Source organism: Streptomyces sp. NBC_01410 (genome assembly GCF_045040195.1).
In the GTDB taxonomy this organism is placed as follows: Bacteria; Actinomycetota; Actinomycetes; order Streptomycetales; family Streptomycetaceae; genus Streptomyces.
Genome location: NZ_CP109530.1, coordinates 5,987,257 through 6,009,957, shown reverse-complemented (window position 1 = coordinate 6,009,957; position 22,701 = coordinate 5,987,257). Strand labels below are relative to the sequence as shown.

At 69.6% G+C, this 22,701-nt stretch carries 19 protein-coding genes and 1 riboswitch; of the genes, 9 read left to right on the top strand and 10 right to left on the bottom strand.

The genetic code is table 11. The features are described from left to right. Window positions 1-5: 5 nt before the first annotated feature. From OG741_RS27760 to OG741_RS27745, 4 genes are all read right to left on the bottom strand, one after another. Window positions 6-1,004 carry an ABC transporter permease gene (locus OG741_RS27760; protein ID WP_405602357.1) on the bottom strand — a complete coding sequence of 333 codons (999 nt, stop codon included), beginning with the start codon at window positions 1,002-1,004 and terminating at the stop codon, window positions 6-8. Window positions 1,005-1,442: 438 nt separating this feature from the next. After that, a complete protein-coding gene (locus OG741_RS27755) occupies window positions 1,443-2,231 on the bottom strand; it encodes an enhanced serine sensitivity protein SseB C-terminal domain-containing protein (protein ID WP_405602354.1) in 789 nt (262 codons plus the stop codon). A gap of 67 nt (window positions 2,232-2,298) precedes the next feature. Beyond that, on the bottom strand, window positions 2,299-3,069 hold the full coding sequence (locus OG741_RS27750; protein ID WP_405602353.1) for an enhanced serine sensitivity protein SseB: 771 nt from the start codon (window positions 3,067-3,069) through the stop codon (window positions 2,299-2,301). A gap of 280 nt (window positions 3,070-3,349) precedes the next feature. Next, complete coding sequence (locus tag OG741_RS27745; RefSeq protein WP_405602351.1) at window positions 3,350-4,012, bottom strand: AAA family ATPase; 663 nt, start codon at window positions 4,010-4,012, stop codon at window positions 3,350-3,352. Between the two features lie 145 nt (window positions 4,013-4,157). Then, window positions 4,158-4,255, top strand: a riboswitch (glycine riboswitch). A gap of 148 nt (window positions 4,256-4,403) precedes the next feature. On the opposite strand from OG741_RS27745, the gene gcvT reads away from it, so the two are divergent. From gcvT to OG741_RS27720, 5 genes are all read left to right on the top strand, one after another. Then, a complete protein-coding gene (gcvT, locus tag OG741_RS27740) occupies window positions 4,404-5,528 on the top strand; it encodes a glycine cleavage system aminomethyltransferase GcvT (protein WP_405602348.1) in 1,125 nt (374 codons plus the stop codon). A 59-nt stretch (window positions 5,529-5,587) separates the two neighbouring features. Then, on the top strand, window positions 5,588-5,962 hold the full coding sequence (gene gcvH / locus OG741_RS27735) for a glycine cleavage system protein GcvH (protein WP_266489817.1): 375 nt from the start codon (window positions 5,588-5,590) through the stop codon (window positions 5,960-5,962). A 22-nt stretch (window positions 5,963-5,984) separates the two neighbouring features. Beyond that, window positions 5,985-7,244 (top strand): serine hydroxymethyltransferase, encoded by a 1,260-nt coding sequence (glyA, locus tag OG741_RS27730; RefSeq protein WP_405602345.1) that lies wholly within the window; start codon window positions 5,985-5,987, stop codon window positions 7,242-7,244. 127 nt (window positions 7,245-7,371) lie between these two features. Then, a complete protein-coding gene (locus OG741_RS27725; protein WP_405602342.1) occupies window positions 7,372-8,739 on the top strand; it encodes an L-serine ammonia-lyase in 1,368 nt (455 codons plus the stop codon). A 175-nt stretch (window positions 8,740-8,914) separates the two neighbouring features. After that, on the top strand, window positions 8,915-9,304 hold the full coding sequence (locus OG741_RS27720; protein ID WP_405602339.1) for an STAS domain-containing protein: 390 nt from the start codon (window positions 8,915-8,917) through the stop codon (window positions 9,302-9,304). A 46-nt stretch (window positions 9,305-9,350) separates the two neighbouring features. Here OG741_RS27720 and OG741_RS27715 read toward each other — a convergent pair whose 3' ends face one another. Next, window positions 9,351-9,566 carry an EF-hand domain-containing protein gene (locus tag OG741_RS27715; protein WP_405602336.1) on the bottom strand — a complete coding sequence of 72 codons (216 nt, stop codon included), beginning with the start codon at window positions 9,564-9,566 and terminating at the stop codon, window positions 9,351-9,353. Window positions 9,567-9,691: 125 nt separating this feature from the next. Between OG741_RS27715 and OG741_RS27710 the strand changes: the two genes are divergently transcribed. Next, the gene (locus tag OG741_RS27710; protein WP_405602334.1) at window positions 9,692-10,330 is read left to right on the top strand and encodes a GNAT family N-acetyltransferase; all 639 of its coding nucleotides are present in this window, start codon (window positions 9,692-9,694) and stop codon (window positions 10,328-10,330) included. 3 nt (window positions 10,331-10,333) lie between these two features. Here OG741_RS27710 and OG741_RS27705 read toward each other — a convergent pair whose 3' ends face one another. The 5 genes from OG741_RS27705 to OG741_RS27685 all read right to left on the bottom strand — a co-directional run bounded on the left by OG741_RS27705 (window position 10,334) and on the right by OG741_RS27685 (window position 16,225). Beyond that, on the bottom strand, window positions 10,334-11,524 hold the full coding sequence (locus OG741_RS27705) for a YncE family protein (RefSeq protein ID WP_405602331.1): 1,191 nt from the start codon (window positions 11,522-11,524) through the stop codon (window positions 10,334-10,336). Window positions 11,525-11,945: 421 nt separating this feature from the next. After that, on the bottom strand, window positions 11,946-12,449 hold the full coding sequence (locus OG741_RS27700; RefSeq protein ID WP_405602328.1) for an ATP-binding protein: 504 nt from the start codon (window positions 12,447-12,449) through the stop codon (window positions 11,946-11,948). A 263-nt stretch (window positions 12,450-12,712) separates the two neighbouring features. Beyond that, complete coding sequence (locus tag OG741_RS27695; RefSeq protein WP_405602327.1) at window positions 12,713-13,480, bottom strand: enoyl-CoA hydratase/isomerase family protein; 768 nt, start codon at window positions 13,478-13,480, stop codon at window positions 12,713-12,715. Window positions 13,481-13,558: 78 nt separating this feature from the next. Beyond that, window positions 13,559-14,803: an Ig-like domain-containing protein gene (locus OG741_RS27690; RefSeq protein WP_405602324.1), complete on the bottom strand. Its 1,245-nt coding sequence runs from the start codon at window positions 14,801-14,803 to the stop codon at window positions 13,559-13,561. A 195-nt stretch (window positions 14,804-14,998) separates the two neighbouring features. Beyond that, window positions 14,999-16,225 carry an Ig-like domain-containing protein gene (locus OG741_RS27685; RefSeq protein WP_405602322.1) on the bottom strand — a complete coding sequence of 409 codons (1,227 nt, stop codon included), beginning with the start codon at window positions 16,223-16,225 and terminating at the stop codon, window positions 14,999-15,001. Between the two features lie 162 nt (window positions 16,226-16,387). Here OG741_RS27685 and glgX point away from each other — a divergent pair, with 162 nt between their 5' ends. The 3 genes from glgX to OG741_RS27670 all read left to right on the top strand — a co-directional run bounded on the left by glgX (window position 16,388) and on the right by OG741_RS27670 (window position 22,491). Further along, window positions 16,388-18,694 carry a glycogen debranching protein GlgX gene (gene glgX, locus OG741_RS27680; protein ID WP_405602320.1) on the top strand — a complete coding sequence of 769 codons (2,307 nt, stop codon included), beginning with the start codon at window positions 16,388-16,390 and terminating at the stop codon, window positions 18,692-18,694. A 72-nt stretch (window positions 18,695-18,766) separates the two neighbouring features. Next, complete coding sequence (locus OG741_RS27675; protein WP_405602317.1) at window positions 18,767-20,587, top strand: ABC transporter ATP-binding protein; 1,821 nt, start codon at window positions 18,767-18,769, stop codon at window positions 20,585-20,587. Next, the gene (locus OG741_RS27670; protein WP_405602315.1) at window positions 20,584-22,491 is read left to right on the top strand and encodes an ABC transporter ATP-binding protein; all 1,908 of its coding nucleotides are present in this window, start codon (window positions 20,584-20,586) and stop codon (window positions 22,489-22,491) included. The genes OG741_RS27675 and OG741_RS27670 overlap by 4 nt, the downstream gene beginning before the upstream one ends. Window positions 22,492-22,701 lie beyond the last annotated feature (210 nt).

Here is a 22,701-nt window from a genome sequence, read left to right as displayed (position 1 = left end):
GGGGGTCAGCGGGAACCCTTCGGATCCAGCGCATCTCGTACGCCGTCGCCGAAGAGATTGAAGGCCAACACGGTGATGAAGATCGCCAGGCCGGGGATGATCATGAACAGCGGATCGTCCTCGTAGGTGCGCACGGCCGTCGAGAGCATTTCGCCCCACGACGGAGTGGGCGGCTTGACGCCAACGCCGAGGAAGCTCAGCGCGGCTTCCGTCAGGACGTTGGTGGGGATCATCAGCGTCGTGTAGACGGTGATCGGGGCCACCAGGTTCGGCAGCAGTTCCCGGAAGAGGATGTACGTACGTCCCGCACCGAGGCTCCGGGCGGCTTCGACGTACTCCCGTTCACGCAGCGACAGCGTCTGCCCCCGGACGATCCGGCCGATGTAGGGCCAGCCGAAGAAGCCGATCACCAGCACGAGGACCGCGATCCGCAGACCCGAACCGGAGAAGCCCCAGAGTTCGTTCGGGACGACCGAGATCAGGGCGATGATGAAGAGCAGCTGCGGGAAGGCCAGGAGCAGGTCCATCACGCGGCTGATGGCCGCGTCGACCCAGCCGCCGAAGTAACCGGCGATGACACCGAAGACCGTGCCCAGGGTGACCGCGACGAAGGCGGACAGGAAGGCCACGAGAAGCGAGATGCGCGCGCCGTAGACGATGCGGCTGAAGACGTCCCTGCCGTTGACCGGCTCAACTCCGAGCAGGAAGTCGGAACTGATTCCACCCCAGTCGCCGATCGGGGTGCCGAGCAGCGGGTCGATCGCGTCCTCGTGAAGTTCCTCGGGCGGGTGCCCGAGCCAGCTCACGATCAGTGGAGCGAATATCGCGACCACGACCAGGAGAAGCACCACGAAGCCGCCGACAAGTGCGACCTTGTCACGCTTCAACCGGATCCAGGCGATCTTCCAGGGCGAACGCCCCTCAATGGCCTTCTGCGGGACATCGGCGGCGACATCGACGGCCGCGGTCTCGGCCGCGCTCGTGTCGTGCAGTGGTGCCGTCATCGTGGTGGGGACCCTCCCGGCCGGTGGTGACCGACCCATGCCCGCCGCTGTAGCGGCTTCGTTCACATCAGCGGTGCGAGTTGTGTGCGTGGTGCGAGGAACGCTTGAAGAAGCAGGTCGTACACAGGACCGAAGGGTCCTTGATGCGGGAGTCTTCAACGCTGCTGCGATCACCCGCCAGACCCCACGGGGAATGTTTGCTCAAACGTGATGCGGCGAGGTGGTTTCCGTTATACGGACGGAGTCGCCGACTGAGCGGCATAGTAAATACCGCATACAGGGCGAAAGTTGACCGATGAGCCGCCATGCGGACAACGGCGCCTCATTCGAATACAAGACGCCCGAAGGCTCAAGCGCACACAATCCGACGCTGAACACCGGTACGCGGCATGGAAATACGAGCGGCCGTGTAGCAAATGGGGCGAAATCGCCCTCGACTCAGCGGCCGTGGGGCGGGGGGTAGCCGTAGCCGCCGCCGACAGGCGCGGCGCCGTGAGCGTCACGGTCGTAGAAGGGGCGGGCATTGGCCCGCAGCCACATCGTCACCGGGTCGTACTCGTCGGACATCGCGACCGTGGAGAGGGGCAGCCCGTCCGGGACCGCGGCGATCGACTGCTGCATCATCGCCCGCACCGTGTCCACGGACTGCCTGCTCGTGTCGTACAGATCGAGCCCGATGGCGAGATACGGAGCACCGAGCGCGGGCTGCACCCAGGCGCGGCGCAGGGAGCGGACCGCGGGTGTGCGGTGGGCGTTCTGCGAGAGCAGGGCGTAGAACTGGTGGATCTCGATGGCCGGTTCGGACAGCCGCAGGGGGCCCGCGGGCATCCGGTCGAGACCGGTGGCGATCCGGCGGAGATCGAGCCAGGGGATGCCGACGCCGCCGCCCGGGGCGTGCGGGTTGAGCCAGATGCCCCAGCGCTCGGGATACAGGGCGCGGGCGATGTCCGGGCCGCTGATCACTTCGTGCGCGCGGTTCCAGCCGGAGGCGGAGAGCTCCTGGGCGGAGGTCACGCACGGCGCGTAGCCGACGCCGTCGACCTCCATGTTCCCGTACTGGGCGTCGGGCGAGCCGGCCTGGCCGTGCCAGAGCAGCATCCAGAGCCTGCTGCCCGCCGGGTCGGCGATGGCCTGCAGCAGCGCCTCGTACGCGTCATAGCGTCCGGGTGTCACCTGGCGCAGCATGTGCTCGACCTGCCCCGCCGCCGCGGTGCCTGACGCACTCACCCTGGGTTCCGCCCCTCTTCGATCGACCGGTCCAGCTTAAACGGCAGCCCTGACACCCACTTGACGACTACGCGTGCTGTCGTTGGTAGAAGGGCCGCACGCGCTCAAGCATCCACTGTCCGACCGGGTCCTGCGCGACATCCAGAAGTACGAGATTGACGGGCCAGGGCACCTGGACCCGGCCCAGTGCCCGGCCGAGGGCGTCCATCGGGGCATTGCGCTCCGCGGCCTCCCAGGAGGAGACCTGGACACCGATGAAAAGGGCCGGCGGCTCGCCCTCGACGGAGGCGAGCGCGCGCCGGGCGCTCAGGACCACACCGGAGGACTCGAACTCGCCGGCCGCGGCGGCCAGGAAGTCCACCGGCTCCTCTTTCCAGTCCGGCTCGAAGAGCCGCACCCTGCCCCCGCTCGCGGGGCCGTCCAGGGGCGTGCGGCCGACCCGGCACAGTTCGGCGACGGCGGGCGGGGGCAGCGGGGCGCCGACGGTGCCGCCCGGGTTGACGGCGATGCCGAGCTGCGGGGGCAGTCCGCGGGCGAACTCGCGGGCGGGGGCGACGGTGAAGGACATATGGCTGCCGACGCAGGCCATGAACTGCTGCTCGGAGCTGAAGACCGGGACGTACGCGGCGCCCTCGATCTCCATCGTGGGCAGATCGAGATTCGGGCTGTCGTTGCTGCCGCCGTTGGGCAGCGGCACCCAGACCTGACTGCGGCCGAGCACCTCGACGAGACGCCCGCCGGCGGAGGCGTTGCCGAGGGACGCGGCGAGCACCTCTTCGAGCTCGTTGGCCGGCCAGCCGCCGTAGGGATGCGGGTGGGCCTGCTCGGGTGTGTGCATGTGCGGTCCTTCTCCCCCGGGCGTGGTGCGGTCTGCGCGTCGACGATAACGCGGAGCGGCGGGCCTTATCCCGGGGGCTCCGCCCCCGGACCCCCGCGCCTCAAACGCCGGCGGGGCTAATTTCAGCCCGTCCGGCGTTTGAGGACATGCGGCCGGAGGTCGCATACGGGGGTCCAGGGGGCGAAGCCCCTTGGTTACGGGATGGGGGTACCTCCCACGGCCGCCAGGCCGTAGGGGGAGGGCGGGGTGGGGTGAAGCCCGCCGCAGGCGCACCCCCCGCCTACTCGAAGCCCACCCGCCCCAGCGCCCCCGCCGCATCCCGGTCGAGCAGGACCGCCGACGCGCAGCCCACCGGCAGCCGCCCCGACTCCGCGTCCGCGATCAGGCGGCCCAACGCCCGCCGGTGCCGGGCGAAGGCGTACCCGGAGACTCCGCGGCCGCGCTCACGCTGGCCCGCGCGGGCGACCGCCGGGCTCACGTCGAGCAGCAGCAGATGCAGCCCGCTCCCCCGGCGCCGCGCCTCGCGGGCCAGCCAGCGCCGCACCCAGGCCTGAGTGCCGCAGTCGTGCACGACGACGCTCTCGCCGGAGCGCAGCGCGCGCCGCAGCCCGGCGTAGTGGGCGAGACGTACGAGCGGGCGGTAGACGGCGTACGGCAGCAGGCGCGGCATGCGCGCGTCCCACCGGTCACGGGTGTCCTGCGAGTCGATGCCGCGGCCGGTCGCCGCGCGCCGGATCAGCGTGGACTTTCCGCTGCCGGGCAGGCCGGAGACGACCACCACGTCACCGGTGGCGAAGACCAGGCTTCCCGGGCTGCGCCCGCAGCGGTCCCTCAGGTCACGCAGCACGGGCGCGGGCGCCCCGAGCAGTCGCCGGGCGGGCAGAGCCGGCCGGGCCGGCACCCCCGCGGTCGTCGCGTAGGCCTCGGACCTCTGCAACGTCATCACTCTCCCCGATGTCGGGTCACCCACCCTTGCCCATGAAGTGTAAAGAAACGGTAATGCGGTACAACCGTTTTGCAGCGAAGCCGGGCCCCCACTCCGCCGCGATGCGTGCAATGATGTGCGCGCCAACTGCATACAGGCCGCTTGAATCCACGCGGGAGAGTCCTGGCCACTGTGTGTGCCGGGCGCCGAAGGAGCAAGTCCCTCCCTTGAATCTCTCAGGCCCCGTACCGCGTGTGATGAGGCAGATCTGAAAAGCGAGCCGCTGTCGAGCGGCTCCACCCAAGGTGCAAGTCGCAACCACCTGTACGTACGGTTGCGACGAACCTCTCAGGTTCCGATGACAGATGGGGAGGATCGTCCTCATCGGCCTGCCCTGGGAGCCACATCTATGAGCAACGCCCCCCGTCTGACTGCCCTCGACGCCCTGCACCGGTCGCTCGGCGCGACCATGACCGACTTCGCGGGCTGGGACATGCCGCTGCGGTACGCCAGTGAGCGCGACGAGCACAACGCGGTCCGCACCAAGGCGGGACTCTTCGACCTCTCCCACATGGGCGAGATCACCGTCACCGGTCCCCGGGCATCCGATCTGCTCGACTACGCGCTGGTCGGCAACATCGGCTCCGTCGGCGTCGGCCGCGCCCGCTACACGATGATCTGCCAACAGGACGGCGGCATCGTCGACGACCTGATCGTGTACCGACTCGGCGAGAGCGAGTACATGGTCGTCGCCAACGCGGGCAACGCGCAGATCGTCCTCGACGCGCTGACGGAGCGCTCCCAGGGCTTCGACGCCGAGGTCCGCGACGACCGCGACGCGTACGCCCTGATCGCCGTCCAGGGCCCCGAGTCCCCCGGCATCCTGAAGTCGCTCACCGACGCCGACCTCGACGGCCTCAAGTACTACGCGGGTCTGCCCGGCACGGTCGCGGGCGTCCCCGCCCTGATCGCCCGCACCGGCTACACCGGCGAGGACGGCTTCGAGCTCTTCGTCGAGCCACAGCACGCCGAGAAGCTCTGGCAGGCGCTGACCGAGGCCGGTGCCCCGGTCGGTCTGATCCCCTGCGGGCTCTCCTGCCGGGACACGCTGCGCCTGGAGGCGGGCATGCCGCTGTACGGGCATGAGCTGACGACCGCCCTGACCCCCTTCGACGCGGGTCTGGGCCGGGTCGTGAAGTTCGAGAAGACCACCAACGACGGCCGCTTCGTGGGCCGCGAGGCCCTTCAGGCCGCCGCCGAGCACGCCGAGACCAGCCCGCCGCGCAAGCTCGTCGGCCTGATCGCCACGGGCCGCCGGGTCCCGCGCGCCGGTATGTCCGTCGTCGCGGGCGGTGAGGTGATCGGCGAGGTCACCTCGGGCGCACCGTCGCCGACCCTGGGCAAGCCCATCGCCATCGCCTATGTGGACGCGGCGCACGCCGCGCCGGGCACCGAGGGCGTCGGCGTGGACATCCGCGGTACGCATGAGCCGTACGAGGTTGTCGCGCTGCCGTTCTACAAGCGCCAGAAGTGACCTTCAGCACCACCCCTCCCGTTCACCAGCACTCCCCCGCGTACAGGAGAATTCAGGCCATGAGCAACCCCCAGCAGCTGCGCTACAGCAAGGAGCACGAGTGGCTGTCGGCCGCCGAGGACGGCGTGTCGACGGTCGGCATCACGGAGCACGCGGCCAACGCGCTCGGCGACGTGGTGTTCGTACAGCTCCCGGAGGTCGGTGACACGGTGACCGCGGGCGAGACCTGCGGCGAGCTGGAGTCGACCAAGTCCGTCAGCGACCTGTACTCCCCGGTCACCGGTGAGATCGTCGCGGCCAACCAGGACGTCGTGGACGACCCGTCGCTGGTGAACTCCGCCCCCTTCGAGGGTGGCTGGCTGTTCAAGGTGCGCGTCGCGGACGAGCCGAAGGATCTGCTCTCCGCCGACGAGTACACCGAGTTCTCCGGCTGACCACGACCGTAGGGATCGCCTGATGTCGCTTCTCAACACCCCTCTCCACGAGCTGGACCCGGACGTCGCGGCCGCCGTCGACGCCGAGCTCCACCGCCAGCAGTCCACCCTCGAGATGATCGCCTCGGAGAACTTCGCTCCGGTCGCGGTCATGGAGGCCCAGGGCTCCGTCCTCACCAACAAGTACGCCGAGGGCTACCCGGGACGCCGTTACTACGGCGGCTGCGAGCACGTCGATGTCGTCGAGCAGATCGCCATCGACCGCATCAAGGCCCTCTTCGGCGCCGAGCACGCCAACGTGCAGCCGCACTCGGGCGCCCAGGCCAACGCGGCCGCGATGTTCGCGCTGCTCAAGCCGGGCGACACGATCATGGGCCTGAACCTCGCCCACGGCGGTCACCTGACCCACGGCATGAAGATCAACTTCTCCGGCAAGCTGTACAACGTGGTCGCGTACCACGTCGACGAGCAGACCGGTCAGGTCGACATGGCCGAGGTCGAGCGGCTCGCCAAGGAGTCCAAGCCGAAGCTGATCGTGGCCGGCTGGTCCGCGTACCCGCGTCAGCTGGACTTCGCCGCCTTCCGCCGCATCGCGGACGAGGTCGGCGCGTATCTGATGGTCGACATGGCCCACTTCGCGGGTCTGGTCGCCGCCGGACTGCACCCCAACCCGGTGCCGCACGCGCATGTCGTCACCACCACCACGCACAAGACCCTCGGCGGTCCGCGCGGCGGTGTGATCCTGTCGACGCAGGAGCTCGCCAAGAAGATCAACTCCGCTGTGTTCCCGGGTCAGCAGGGCGGCCCGCTGGAGCACGTCATCGCGGCGAAGGCGGTCTCCTTCAAGATCGCGGCCTCCGAGGACTTCAAGGAGCGCCAGCAGCGCACCCTGGACGGCGCCCGTATCCTCGCCGAGCGTCTGGTCCAGGACGACGTCAAGGAGCACGGCGTCTCCGTCCTGTCGGGCGGCACGGACGTGCACCTGGTCCTGGTCGACCTGCGCAACTCGGAGCTGGACGGCCAGCAGGCCGAGGACCGCCTCCACGAGGTGGGCATCACGGTCAACCGCAACGCCATTCCGAACGACCCGCGGCCGCCGATGGTCACCTCGGGCCTGCGGATCGGCACCCCGGCGCTGGCCACCCGCGGCTTCACGGACGAGGACTTCCGCGAGGTCGCGGACATCATCGCCGAGGCGCTGAAGCCGTCGTACGACACCGGGGCGCTGAGCGCGCGGGTCTCGGCGCTCGCCGCGAAGCACCCGCTCTACCCCGGTCTGTAACAGCCGGAGCAAAACAAATGGGGCACCACGCACACTGGACGTGAGCGTGGTGCCCCGCACCGCATACCCGCTTTCTGCACTACCCCGGCAGACAACGGCGTCTACCAACCCCCGCTAGGAGTTCCCCGTGGCCATCTCGGTCTTCGACCTCTTCTCGATCGGCATCGGCCCGTCCAGCTCCCATACGGTCGGCCCGATGCGCGCCGCCCGGATGTTCGCGAAGCGGCTCGAGAACGAGGGCCTGCTGGCCCGCACCACCGCGATACGCGCGGAGCTCTTCGGCTCGCTCGGCGCCACCGGCCACGGCCACGGCACCCCCAAGGCCGTCCTGCTCGGCCTGACGGGCAGTTCCCCGCGCACGGTCGACGTCGAGACCGCGGACGCCCAGGTCGAGGCCATCCGCACCGCCGGCCGGATCAGTCTGCTCGGCACGCACGAGATCGGCTTCGACTTCGACAAGGACCTGATCCTGCACCGCCGCAAGGCGCTGCCGTACCACGCCAACGGCATGACGATCTTCGCGTACGACGCCGCGGGCGCGCTCGTCCTGGAGAAGACGTACTACTCGGTCGGCGGCGGCTTCGTGGTCGACGAGGACGCGGTGGGCGAGGACCGGATCGTCCTCGACGACACCGTGCTGAAGTACCCCTTCCGCACCGGCGACGAGCTGCTGCGGCTCGCCGGGGAGACCGGCCTGTCCATATCCGCCCTGATGCTGGAGAACGAGAAGGCCTGGCGCTCCGAGGAGGAGATCCGCGAGGGCCTGCTGGAGATCTGGCGGGTCATGCAGGCCTGTGTCTCGCGCGGCATGTCCCGCGAGGGCATCCTGCCCGGCGGCCTCAAGGTCCGCCGCCGCGCGGCCAACTCGGCCCGCCAGCTGCGCGCCGAGGGCGACCCGCTGGCCCGCGCCATGGAGTGGATCACCCTCTACGCGATGGCCGTGAACGAGGAGAACGCCGCGGGCGGCCGGGTCGTCACCGCCCCCACCAACGGTGCCGCGGGCATCATCCCGGCCGTGCTGCACTACTACATGAACTTCGTGCCCGGCGCCGACGAGGAGGGCGTGGTCCGCTTCATGCTCTCCGCGGGCGCGATCGGCATGCTCTTCAAGGAGAACGCCTCCATCTCGGGCGCCGAGGTCGGCTGCCAGGGCGAGGTCGGCTCGGCCTGCTCGATGGCGGCGGGTGCGCTCGCCGAGGTGCTGGGCGGCACCCCCGAGCAGGTCGAGAACGCCGCCGAGATCGGCATGGAGCACAACCTCGGGCTGACCTGCGACCCGGTCGGCGGTCTGGTCCAGATCCCCTGCATCGAGCGCAACGGCATGGCGGCGGTGAAGGCCGTGACGGCGGCCAAGATGGCGATGCGCGGCGACGGCAGTCACAAGGTCTCGCTCGACAAGGTCATCAAGACGATGAAGGAGACCGGCGCGGACATGTCGGTGAAGTACAAGGAGACCGCGCGCGGCGGCCTCGCGGTGAACATCATCGAGTGCTGAGCCACGTCCCCAGCCAGTCAAGGAAGTTCACAAAGAATCACCCGCACGGGGGAGCTTTCCGAGCTCCGAACGTTTTTTCTCCTCCGGCCACCCAAAGGCTCCCACTAACGTCACAGTCTGTTCACCCAGGCCGCCGGTGGCCGGTACGGGCTCGTCGCACCAAGGAGAAACAGCCATGGCCGAGGGGCTCACATCCCGGTCCACCGACTTACGCGCCCCGCTTCCCGGTCCGTACGGACAGGTCTACAGAAGCCAGGAACGTACGATCGTCGAACTGCACGGCGAGATCGACATCGCGGCTGCCACGCTCGTCGGGGCCTATCTGGATGTGGTCACAGCCGTCCGCGAGCACGACGTGGTGGTCGATCTGACGCATGTCGCGTTCTTCGACTGCTCCGGCCTCGCGCTGCTGTGCCGGGCACGGCGCCGCGTCGCCGAGAACGGCGGGCGGCTGTGGGTGGTGTGCGACCGGCCCCCGGTGCTGCGGGTGTTCCGGGCGGGCGGGGTGCTGGACGTGTTCCGTACGGTGCCGACGCTGGAGGCGGCCCTGGCGGCCCAGGCCTGACCTCCCGGGCCGCGCGTCCAGGACCGCCGGACCGGCCGGCGGAGGGTCAGGCCTTGTTCAGCGAGGCCCAGAACTCGTCGAAGGTCAGCTGACCGTCGCCGTCGCCGTCCTTCGACTTGATGACGGCCTCGGCGACCGGCTCGGTGACATGGAAGTCGCCCAGCTGCGCCATCACGCTCTTGTACTCGGCCGCCGTGATCTTGCCGTCGCCGTCCAGGTCGTAACGGTCGAAGGCCTTGCGCGCCTCTTCGATGTCCACCACTGCTTCCGCCCCTTCTTGGTGCATTACTGACGAGGTCAGATTAACGGCCGGGTTGCGTCCTCAAGGCAGCGGCCAGGTATTACAGAGACCGGGTGTCAGCGGTCCAGAAGGAGAAGAGGAACACGATGAGCGAGGCACTGGCGGGGATCCTGGCCGCGGCTGCGGCCGGGGAGTTCCCGCCCCCGGACGGCGCCACCACCGTGATCGCGCAGCCGAATGCCCGGGACGCCGGGGTGATGGCCTTCACCGCGCACTCGGTGATCTTCACGGACGAGGATCCGGAGTGGATACGGGCCGAGCTCGCCGCCACCGACTCCGACCGGCTCGCCGCCGCGATGAACCCCTCGTTCCTGGCCGCGATGCTGGCCCGCACCGGCCGTTCGATGAACACCATCGACCTGGTGACGGTCGCCGGGGCGCTGCCCGGCAGACCCGATCTCGAACTGCGGGAGATCGAGGACCCCGATCATCCGCGGGTGGCACGGGCGTTGAAGTTCCGCGACGGCGTACGGGTCTGGGCCGCCGACGGCGGGGTCCTGGTCCTGGGCCGGGGCGTGGCCGGGCGCTGGGAGACCGCGATCGAGGTGGACGAGTCGGTGCGCGGGAAGGGCCTGGGACTCGCTCTGGCGCTCGCGGCCCGCCATCTGGTGCCGGACTCGGTGGTGTGGTCCCAGCAGTCGCCGGGGAACGCCCGCAGCGTGCGCACCTTCCAGGCGGCGGGCTTCCGGCCGGTGGGCTCGGAGGCGCTGTTCGTGGCCGGCTGACGGCTACCGGAAGATGCCCGTGTGGCCCAGCGAGTAGCGTCCCGGCTGCGGGTAGACCGCGAGGCCGTGCGGGCCCGCGCCCACCGGGATGCGGGCCAGTTGCCTGCCGGTCGCCGTGTCGAGCGCGTACACCTCGGCGTTGTAACGCCCCGACAGCCACAGCACTTTGCCGTCCGCCGAGACACCCCCCATGTCGGGACTTCCGCCGCCCGGCAGCGACCACTTCTTGGTCAGCCGGTTCTGCGCGAAGTCGAAGATGGAGATGGTCCCCTCACCACGGTTGGAGATGTACATCGTCCTGGAGTCGCGGCTGATGTAGAGGCCGTGGGCTCCCCTGCCGGTGGGCAGCAGCGCGGGAGTCGTGAACGTCTCGCCGTCCAGCACCCACATGCCGTGCGCCATCATGTCGGCGATGTAGAAGGTCTTCCCGTCCGGGGAGAGCTTCACGTCCTGCGGCATCGCACCCTGGAAGGGCAGCTTCTGCTGTCCGACGACCTCCATCTTCTCCGTGTCGACCTTCAGCAGCTCGCCGGAGAACTCGCAGGAGACGATGAAGTACCGTCCGTCGGCCGAGAAGTCCGCGTGGTTGACGCCGTAGCAGGACACCGGAGTGGTCTTGACCGGGCTCATGGTGCGAGGGTCGCGGAAGACGAGCTGGCGGTCCAGGGACGCCATGACGATGGCGTACCTGCCGTTGGGTGTGAAGTAGAGGTTGTACGGGTCGTGGACCTCGACCGGCTTGCCCGCGACGCCCGTTGCCGGGTCGATGGGGGTGAGCGTGTGGCCGCGGTTGTTGTTGACCCACAGGGTCTTCAAGTCCCAGGACGGGACGACGTGCTGCGGCTGGGCACCGACCTGGATCGTCTCGATGACCTTGTACGTCGCGGGGTCGATGACCGACACGGTGTTGGAGTTGGTGTTGGGGACGTACACCCGGGACGGAAAGCCCCTGACGGCCGCTGAGAGCTGGTTCGGCCGGTCAGCGGAGTAGATGTCGTTCGGGTCGAGGACGGGCGGCATGCCGGGCAGCCCGGCCGGGGCGGCGGCCCTCTCGGGCTCGGCGGGCAGCGCCGCGGCGTCGGTGCCGTGCGCCTGCGTCGTCCCGGTGGGTGAGCTGCAGCCCCCGAGGAGGGCGAGCAGGACGCCGGCGAGCAGGGCGGTGGTCCGCTTGGTACGGCAGGTCGTCGGGTGCATCAGATCAGCAGCTCCGTGGTCGTCACCGCGCACCGCGGCGGTCGATCGAGGTCACGGAAAAGCACAGTAGGCGCGAAATACGGGAAAGATAACGATTGACCCAATTCGGGACGCTCGCAGGTCACTGCCGACAGATCACCATAAGCATAAGTGGATCATTGAAACACTCGCCGAGGTGCAAGTTCATTCATTATTTTCCAGGCAGGTGGCTCACCTCACCTACGATTCATTTTGGATATGTCACGATTTGCCAGCTATGACCCGGTCAGGACTTTTGGCGCCGCCGCCCCCCGTCTGCCATAGTCGGTGACACGACCCCGTATTGACCCGGGCCAGGTCGTCATAAACCGCCATGGACACACCCCCCCAGTCCATGGCGACCAACAGAAGCCCCCGCTCAGGGGGCTTCTGTGTTGTCGCGTCAGCGGTCGGAGACGCGCATCTCGAACCAGGTGGTCTTGCCGCGCGGCAGCAGGTCCACGCCCCACCGGTCGGAGAGCTTGTCGACGAGGAAGAGCCCGCGGCCGCTGGTGTCCATCTCCTGGACCGGCATCAGACAGGGCAGACCGCGCGAGGGATCGCGGACCTCGATCCTGATCCAGCCGCGGCGGCGCAGCAGCCGCAGCCCGAAGACCCGGGCCCCGGTGTGGCGCACGGCGTTGCCGACGAGCTCGGAGACCAGTAAAACCGCGTGCTCGGCGGTCTGTGCGGACAGCGCCCACTGACGCAGCACCACGCACTGGGTCAACCGGCGTGCGGTGGCGGCGGATTCGGGGCGGGAGGGAAGCTTGACTTCCTCGTCCGTGGGGTTGCCGAACAACTCGAGCGCCTTGAGCGCCTGTTCGTCCTCGACAGCAGGTACCCACCGCGCCGCGGTAGCGCTGCCGCGCTGCCGCGGTTGCTCCACACCTTCGAGGCCCGCCATGCCTCCATCATGGCCGTAACAGGCGGCTTCCGGGGCCGTTCCAGGGGAATGGGGCCCCCGGAATCGGCCGTTCCGGGGGGAGCGGTTGGCATATGACTGTGGCCGCATGCCGACCCTCATACCCACCCTGAGCTGCGTTAACACTGCACTTACGAGTGATCACCAAGCGCAACTGACCAATGGTCGCTTAAGGCTGCCTTAAGGCTCAGCTAAGCCACACACAGGGTTGACGCCGGACGCAGAGGTGTCCAACCGCCCTTGATTCAGAGGAACTTGGCCTTACCCGGGCCCTCCTCCACAAAGCTGCGCATACCGCGCTCGCGGTCCTCGGTCGCGAACAGGCCCGCGAACCAGTTGCGTTCGATGGCGAGCCCCGTCTCGATGTCCGTCTCCAGACCCGCGTCGATGCACTCCTTGGCGGCACGCAGCGCCAGCGCGGGCCCCTGCGCGAGCTTCGCGGCCCAGGCGTGCGCCTGCTCGTACACCTCGCCCGCCGGGACCACGCGGTCCACCAGACCGAGAGCTAGGGCCTCGTCGGCCTTGACCATCCGGCCGGTGAAAATCAGGTCCTTGGCCTTGGAGGGACCGATCAGCCGCGAGAGCCGCTGGGTGCCGCCGGCGCCGGGGATCAGGCCGAGCAGGATCTCCGGCTGGCCGAGCTTCGCGTTGTCCGCGGCGATCCTGAAGTCGGCGCAGAGCGCCAGCTCGCAGCCGCCGCCCAGGGCATAGCCGGTGACGGCGGCGACGACGGGCTTGGGGATGCGGGTGACGGCGGTGAAGGAGTCTTGCAGGCCCCGGGACCGTACGACCATCGCCGTGTGGTCCATGGCCTGCATCTCCTTGATGTCCGCGCCGGCCGCGAACACCTTCTCGCCGCCGTACAGAATCACGGCTCGTACGTCCTCGCGGCGGGTCGCCTCCTCGGCGAGCTCGCGCAGCCGGTCCTGGATGGCGATGTCCAGTGCGTTCATCGGCGGGCGGTCGAGACGGATGGTGCCGACGCCTTCGGAGACCTCGAGAGAAACAGTCATGCCCAGCAGGTTAGCCCCCGTTAACGCACTGGGACCCGGTGCGATGAGTCACAGCACCGGGCCCCTGCGCGAAGGGTGTTACTTGATCCATTCCGCCCAGGACAGGTTCCAGCCGTTGAGGCCGTTCTCCGGAGAGATCTGCTTGTCCTTGGAGTTCTGCACGATCACCACGTCGCCGAGGATCGAGCTGTCGTAGAACCAGGCCGCCGGGGTGCCGCTGTCGCCCGCGCCGCGGGCGTCGCGCAGACCCACACAGCCGTGGCTGACGTTCGCCGAACCGAACGTGTCCGAGGGGGCCCAGTAGTTGCCGTGGACGAACGTGCCCGAGTTGGACAGGCGCATCGCGTGCGGCACGTCCTTGATGTCGTACTCGCCGCCGAAGCCGACGGTGGCGCCGTTCATCCGGGTCACCTCGTACTTCTCGCTGATCACCATCTGGCCGTTGTACGTCGTGGTCGACGGGGCGCCCGCGGTGATCGGGATGTCCTTGACCAGCTTGCCGTCGCGGACGACCTTCATCCGGTGCGCCTTGGCGTCCACGGTGGAGACCTGGCTGCGGCCGATGGTGAACTTCACCGTCTTGGTCTGCTTGCCGTACACCCCGGGGCGGCCCTCGACGCCGTCCAGGTTGAGCTTCACGGTCACCTTGGTGCCCGCGGCCCAGTACTTCTCCGGACGGAAGTCGAGGCGGTCGTTGCCGAACCAGTGACCCTCGATCGGCACGGACGGCTCGGCCGTCACCTTGATGGCCTTCTCGACGGCCGCCGGGTCCGTGATGCCGCGGGTGAAGTTGATCGAGACCGGCATACCGACACCGACCGTCGAACCGTCCTCGGGGGTGTACTGCCCGATGAAGGTGTTCTGCGGCACGAGCGTGGTGAAGCTGGTGTCCTTCGCCGACTCGCGGCCGTCCGCGTCCTTGGCGACGGCGTGCACCTTGTACTTGGTGGAGCCGGCCAGATGCTGCTGCGGCTGCCAACTGGCGCCGTCCGCGGAGATCTTGCCCTCGACCGCGACACCCTTGTCGTCCTGGACCGTGACCGTGGTCAGCTTGCCCTTCGCGGCGCTGACCTTCAGCGCGCCGCTGGTGGCGACCGAGGAGGCGCCGTCCTTGGGCGCGATGGTCACCACCGCCTGGGAGGCCGCGTTCGCGACCTTCCCGCTGTCCTTCTTGCCCTTGCCGTCGCCTGCGTCGTCCCCGCCCCCGCAGGCCGTGACCAGCAGCAGCACGGCGCCCAGCACCAGAGCCGGCAGAGCGGCGCCCCGGCGCCGTCGTATCCGTCCGGCTCCTGCCGACGCCCCCGATATCGGCTGCCCGTTCACAATGGTCTCCCCTCGCACGGCCTGGCCCCGCCACGGCCCGCACCCCCGCGCACCTCACGCACGCACGGCGCTAGATAATCACACCCCTGGTTGTTGAATCTCCCCGTGAATGTCACCGTTCAGTCCCAACTGTCCGGCGAGCTCAACTGAGTAGGGGTACGGGTACGGGCCCAGGTCCTGTCAGGTCAGCGGGGGTCAGTGCAGTGCGGAGCCCGCCTTCCAGGCGTTCCAGGCCAGGTTCCAGCCGCCGAGACCGTTGGCGGGGTCGACCCTTTTGTCCTTCGAGTGGACGACCTCGACCACATCGCCGATCAGGGTCCGGTCGAAGAACCAGCCCGCCGGTGCCTCCGCGCTGCCGCCCTTCTCGTCGCGCAGGCCGACGCAGCCGTGGGAGACGTTCGCCGAGCCGAAGGTCTCGGGCGCGGCCCAGTAGTTGCCGTGGATGAAGGTGCCCGACTCGGTCAGCCGCATCGCGTGCGGCACATCCTTGATGTCGTACTCGCCCTTGCCGTCCTTCTTCTTGAAGCCGACCGTCGCGCCGTTCATCCTGGTCACGTCGTACATCTCCGTGACCACCATCTTCCCGTTGTACGTGGTCGCCTTGGGCGCCCCCGCGGTGATCGGCAGCATCGCCAGGACTCCGCCCTCGCGCCGTACCTCCATGGTGTGCGTCGCCGCGTCGACCACCGAGACCTGGGAGCGGCCGACGGTGAAGGAGACGGTCTTCTGCTGGATGCCGTACACCCCGGGCGCCGCCTGGACGTCGCGCAGCCGCAGATCGACGGTGACCTTGGTTCCGGGCTTCCAGTACTCGCGGGGCCGGAAGTCGAGGCGTCCCCCGCCGAACCAGTGGCCGGCGATCTCGACCGGCGGCTCGGAGGTGATACGGATGGCGCGCTCGACGGCCGCGCGGTCCTCGATCTCGCGGTTGAAGCCGATGGAGACGATCATGCCGGTGCCGACGGTCGAGCGGTTCTCCGGCTTGAAGTAGCCGATGAAGCGGCGGCCGGGGACCTGTGTGGTGAAGGTGGTGTGGCGGGCCGAGCGGCGGCCGTGGCCGTCCAGCGCGACCACGTCGACGCTGTACTTGGCGGCCAGGTCGAGGCGGGTGCCCGGTTCCGGGTTCCAGCGCAGGCCGTCCTCGGAGATCGAGCCGCGGACTTCGGTGGGCCGGTCGTCCTCGACCTGGGTCACCTTCACCCGCTCCAGTCGTCCGCCGGGCAGCCGCACCTCGACAGGGCCGTCCGGGCCGACCCCCTTGGCGCCGTCCTCGGGGGTGACCCGGATGGTCTCCTGCGGCGACCGCGGCTTGTTGCCGATGTCGAGCGCCTCGCCGGTGCAGCCGGTCAGTCCGGCGATCAGTCCTGCCCATGTCAGGACGACGGCCGCGCCGTGCCTCGCCCGCTTCAGTACGTGTCTCACGTACCGCCCAACGACAGCGCCCCTCCAGGGGAAACGTGAGCGCGGGGCCATGTTGGGACAAGAGCAGTGCGGGCAGAACAGGTGGGAGGACCACGCGTGGGGTGCCACGGCCGGGACGCCGTGGGGGTCAGCGTGGCCCGACGAGCCGCGGGAGGCCGGCAGGTGTCGAGCGCAGCCGAGCAGGAGACAGTGCAGGAGGGGGCGCGGGGCGATCTGCCCGGCCCGCTCCTGGCGGCCGGGGACACGGCCGAAACGGCGGCCGGGGTCAACGGCCGCCATCGGGAGCCGGCCTCTCGCGGGCCGTCGGTGTGGCCGGGTGCGCCGACACCGCTCGGCGCCCGTTTCCGGGTCGGTCCCGACGGGGTCGCGGGCACCAACTTCGCGCTCTGGGCGGGTGGCGCGGAGGCGGTCGAGCTGTGCCTGTTCGGCGAGGGCGGCGCGTCGGCCGTGGAGACGCGGCTGCCGCTGACCGAGCTGACCCATGAGATCTGGCACGGCTTCGTGCCCGGGATCCGGCCCGGGCAGCGCTACGGCTTCAGGGTGCACGGACGCTGGGACCCCTGGACGGGCGCCCGCTGGAATCCGGCGAAGCTGCTGCTCGATCCGTACGCACGGGCGGTGGACGGGGCCAAAGGGAATGATTACAGCGAGCTGCCCGCGGAGGTGTACGGGCATGTGCGCGACTGGCCCCAGCAGCATGTCGCGGACACCGTCCGCGACGACCGGGACTCGGCTCCGTACGTGCCCAAGGGCGTCGTCGTCCACGATGACGACGACTGGGCGGACGACCGCAGGCCCAAGACCCCGTGGGCCGACTCGGTCATCTACGAGCTGCATGTACGCGGCTTCACCAAGCTCCATCCGGGGATCCCGGAGGAGCTGCGCGGCACCTACGCCGGCCTCGCGCACCCGGCGGCGATCGAGCATCTCGTACGGCTCGGGGTCACCGCGGTCGAACTGCTCCCGGTGCACCAGTACGCGCACGAGGACCATCTGCTGAAGCGGGGGCTGCGCAACTACTGGGGCTACAACTCCATCGGCTACTTCGCGCCACATGCCGCGTACTCGGCGAGCGGGACGCGGGGGGAGCAGGTCGGAGAGTTCAAGCGGATGGTGAAAGCCCTGCACACCGCCGGGATCGAGGTCATCCTCGATGTGGTCTACAACCACACGGCGGAGGCGGGTGAGCTCGGTCCGACGCTGTCGCTGCGCGGCATCGACAACCGCGGCTACTACCGCCTGCAGTCGGACGCCCGGACGTACACGGACTACACCGGCTGCGGCAACACCCTGCATGTGGTGCAGCCGCATGTGCTGCGGCTGATCACCGATTCGCTGCGCTACTGGGTGACCGAGATGGGCGTCGACGGCTTCCGCTTCGATCTGGCGGCCGCGCTCGCCCGCTCGATGCACGACGTCGACATGCTCTCCCCCTTCCTCGCGGTGATCGCCCAGGACCCGGTGCTGCGGCGGGTGAAGCTGATCGCCGAGCCGTGGGACGTGGGCAACGGCGGGTACCAGGTGGGCAGCTTCCCGCCGCTGTGGACGGAGTGGAACGACCGCTACCGCGACGCCGTACGGGACTTCTGGCGCGGCGCGCTGCCCGACGTACGGGACCTGGGATACCGGCTGTCCGGGTCCAGTGATCTGTACGCATGGGGTGGGCGGCGGCCCTACGCATCCATCAACTTCGTCACCGCGCACGACGGGTTCACCCTGCGCGACCTCGTCAGTTACGAGCACAAGCACAACGAGGCCAACGGGGAGGGCAACCGCGACGGAACCAACGACAACCGGTCCTGGAACTGCGGCACTGAGGGCGAGAGCGACGATCCGCACATCAACGCGCTGCGGCGGCGTCAGGTGCGCAACCTGCTCACCACCCTGCTGCTGTCGACGGGCGTGCCGATGCTGGTGGCGGGCGACGAGATGGGACGTACGCAGCGCGGCAGCAACAACGCCTACTGCCAGGACAACGAGGTCAGCTGGCTCGACTGGTCCCTGCTCGAGAGCCCGGGCCCGCGCGGCCTGCTGGAGCTGACCACCCGGCTGCTCTCCCTGCGGGGCAACCACCCGGTGCTGCGCCGCCGCGCCTTCTTCTCGGGCCGCGCCCGGGCGGCGGACGGTCTGCGGGACCTCGCCTGGTTCACCCCGCACGGCACGGAGATGACGGAACGGGACTGGTACGCCCCGGCGTCGACGCTGGCGCTGTATCTGTCCGGCCGTGACATCCCGGGACGTGACGCGCGTGGAGCGGAAGTGACGGACGACAGCTTCCTGACCGTCCTGCACGCGGCACAGGGCCCGACGAGCTTCCGGCTGCCCGGCCCGCCCTGGGCGCAGGCGTACGAGCTGGTGGTGGACACCTCGCTCGATGACCAGGCGTCGGCGCCCGGGACGGTGTTCGCGGGCGGGGAGACGGTGACGGTGCCGGCACGCTCGGTGCTGCTGCTGAGGGTCAGGAACTGACGATCCGGCTCCGCTTCGCCGGGCGCAAAACCAGATGAGCGATGTCAGTGGCGAACCGTAGGCTCGCGCCTGATGCCCGAACAACATTCAACCGCCAAGGACCGGTCGGCCGTACGTTCACTGCTGCGGCTGTGGCCGTACGTACGCCCCATCCGAACTCGCCTGTTCAGCGCGGCATTTGTCGCCATAGTGGCCTCGTGTCTGGGCCTGGTCATTCCACTCGTGCTGAAGTGGCTCGTCGACGGCCCGGTGGCCGGGCGGGACCCCGGCGGAGTCTGGCTCGGGGCGCTGGCCCTGCTGCTGCTGGGGCTCGCCGAGGCGGGGCTCTTCGGCTTCCGGCGCTGGCTGGTGGCCCGGCCGCTCGCCGGGGTCGAGGCGTCGATGCGGGCCGACCTCTACCGGCATCTCCAGCGGCTGCCGGTGGCCTTCCACGACCGCTGGGCCTCGGGCCAGCTGCTCTCGCGCGGCACGACGGACCTGATGCTGGTGCGGATGTTCCTGGCGTTCCCGCTGACCTTTCTGCTGGTCAACGCGACCACGATCCTGGTCGGATTCATCATTCTGCTGGGGCAGCAGTGGAGCCTGGGGCTGGTGCTGCTCGCGCCGATCGTGCCGCTGGTGATTCTCTGCTCGCTCTTCGAGACGCGGTACGCGATCGTCGCGCGCCGGGCACAGGACCAGGTCGGCGATCTGACCACGGTCGTCGAGGAGAGCGTCCTCGGTATCCGCATCATCAAGGGCTTCGGCCGTCACCGCAGCCAGGCGCTCGCCTTCCGGGAGCTCGCACGGCGGCTGCGCGGCACCGAGCTCGGCAAGGCGAGGCTGCTGGCCGGGATCTGGGCGCTGATCACGACCATCCCCGAGGTGGTCATCGGCGCCGCGCTGGTGCTGGGCACCGTCCAGGTCGCGGACGGCGGTCTGTCGGCGGGCACGCTGGTGGCGTTCCTGTCGACGGCACTCGCGCTGCGGTGGCCGGTGGAGTCGATCGGCTTTCTGCTGGCGATGAGCCAAGAGGCGGCGACCGCGACGGAACGGTACTTCGAGGTGATGGACGCACAGGAGGAGTCGGACACCGCCCTGGCGGGCAGGGCGATGGCCGAGGACGCGGCGGGGCTGCGGTTCAAAGCCGTCGCATTCCGCTATCCGGACGCGCCCGCGGACGCTCCGCCCGTGCTGGCCCGCATCGATCTGCGCGTACGGCCCGGCGAGACGATGGCTCTCGTCGGCGGGACCGGAAGCGGAAAGACCACGCTGACCGCGCTCGTACCGCGGCTGCACGAAGTGACCTCCGGGCGGATCACGCTCGACGGGGAGGACATCGCGGCGATGCCGCGGGAGCGGCTGCGCGAACTGGTGTCGGTGGCCTTCGAGGAGCCGACGCTCTTCTCTGCGAGCGTCGGCGAGAACGTACTGATGGGCGCGGAGGGCGCGGACGAAGGCGAGTTGGGGCGCGCGTTGGAGGTGGCGCAGGCCGGCTTCGTCGGTTCGCTGCCGCACGGCGTCGACACCCATGTCGGCGAGCAGGGCCTCAGCCTCTCGGGTGGTCAGCGGCAACGGCTCGCCCTGGCCAGGGCGGTGGTCGGCCGGCCGCGTTTCCTGGTGCTCGACGATCCGCTGTCGGCGCTCGACGTGCATACGGAGGCACTGGTGGAGGCGGCCCTGCGGCGGGTACTGGAGGACACGACGGCCCTGGTGGTTGCGCACCGCCCGTCGACGGTGATGCTGGCGGACCGGGTGGCGCTGCTGTCGGAGGGCCGGATCGCCGCCGTCGGTACGCATCAGGAACTGCTGCGTACGAACGCGGAGTACGCGTGGCTGATGTCGGGAGCGGACGCCGGCACCGGCGCCGACGCCGACGCCGACCGTGCTCACGCCGAGGAGGGGGTCCGATGACGTCGTCGACGACCACGACGCCGTACGCCGACGACGGCGGGGAGACGGCCGCTGCCGGCTCCCCGCCGGTCACTCAGGAGCCTGCGAACACGTCCGGCGCGCCCCGCCGGGACGATCCCTTCGACCGGGACGCCCTGCCCGCGCCCGAGGGGGCGACCCGTGCGCTGCTCGGTTCGCTCCTCGCGCCCCGCCGCGGGCGCGTGGCCCTCGCCGCCCTGCTCCTGCTGCTCCAGCAGGCCGCCGTCCAGGCCGGGCCGCTGCTCGTCGCGTACGCCATCGACCGCGGCGTGCCCGCCTTCCGCCGGGACGACTACGGGCCGCTGATCGCCGTCGCCCTCGGGTACGCCGTGTGCGCGATCGGCGCCGGACTGCTGCAGTACTCCTTCATCCGCGCCTCCGCCCGCGTCAACCAGGACGTGCTGCTCGACCTGCGCGGCCGGATCTTCCGCCATGCGCAGGCCCTCAGCGTCGACTTCCACGAGCGCTACACCTCGGGGCGGCTGATCTCGCGGTCGACCACCGACGTGGAGTCCCTGCGCGAGCTGCTCAGCGAGGGCCTCCAAGAGCTGATCATGGTCGTCCTTGCCTTCGTCTACATCTCGGCGATGCTGCTCTGGCTGGACCTCGGGCTCGGCGGGCTCGCGGTGCTCTCCTTCGTACCGCTGTATCTGCTCGTACGGCTCTACCAGCGGCGCGCCAAGACGGTCTTCAGCACGCGCTCCACGGCGATCGCCGCGGTCATCGTGAAGTTCGCGGAGACGATGAACGGCATCCGGCCGGTACGGGCCTTCCGGCGCGAGCGGGCAAACGACGCGGAGTTCCAGGTCCTCAACCACCGTCACGAGCGCAGCAACGGCGACGCGCTGCTCGAGATGGCGCGCTATGTCGTCGGATCCCGGCTCGTGGCCAACACCGCGGTGGCCGGAATCGTACTGTGGGGTGCCTACCGGGTCGCGGCGGGGACACTGGCGCTGGGTGTGCTGGCCGCGGCCGTGCTCTATCTGCGGCGGCTGTACGACCCGATCGACCGGCTCGGGATGTTCCTCAACTCCTACCAGTCCGCGGCGGCTTCGCTGGAGAAGATCGCCGGGCTGCTGGCCCAGGTCCCGTCCGTGCCCGAGGCCCGCGACCCCAAGGTGCTGCCCGCCCTGGCCTCCGACCACCCGGGGCGCGAGGTCGTCTTCGACGGCGTCCGCTTCGCCTACCGCACCGGTGGCGAGGTGCTGCCCCGCTTCGATCTGACCATCCCGGCCGGGCAGACGGTCGCGGTCGTCGGCTCGACCGGCGCGGGCAAGTCCACCCTCGCGAAACTGCTGGCCCGCTTCTACGATCCGACCGAGGGGCGGGTCCTCATGGACGGCGTCGCACTGCGGGATCTGGCCACGCCCGAACTGCGGCGGGGCGTGGTGATGGTCACCCAGGAAGCCTTCCTCTTCTCCGGGACGGTCGCGGAGAACATCGCGATCGGGCGGCCGGACGCGAGCCGCGAGGAGATCGAGCAGGCGGCGAAGGCGATCGGCGCGCACGACTTCATCGCGGGCCTGCCGGACGGCTACGACACGGACGTACGCAAACGGGGCGGCCGCATCTCCGCGGGCCAGCGGCAGTTGGTCGCCTTCGCCCGCGCTTTGCTCGCCGACCCGGCGGTCCTGATCCTCGACGAGGCGACGAGCTCACTGGACATCCCGGGCGAACGGGCGGTCCAGCGCGCGATGGACACGGTGCTGCACAGGCGCACGGCGGTGGTGATCGCGCACCGGCTGTCGACGGTGGAGATCGCGGACAGGGTGCTGGTGATGGAACACGGCCGGGTGGTGGAGGACGGGACGCCGGGCGAACTGATCGCCGGGGAGGGCAGGTTCGCGGGGCTGCACAGGGCGTGGCGGGACAGCGTGGTGAGCTGACGGGCCGGTCGCGGTGCGGGGTGTCCTCAAACGCCGGACGGGCCGGATATGCGGCCCTGCCGGAAGGCACGGAACCAGCCACAGTTCGGCGTCATCACCGCAACCGGGAACTATCCCCTGCTCAACACTCCGTTCACACAGGCCCCGTCCGGCCTGGACGGAACGCTCCTCGAATTCGGGCCGCACAAACGCTCGACGGCTTTCCGATGA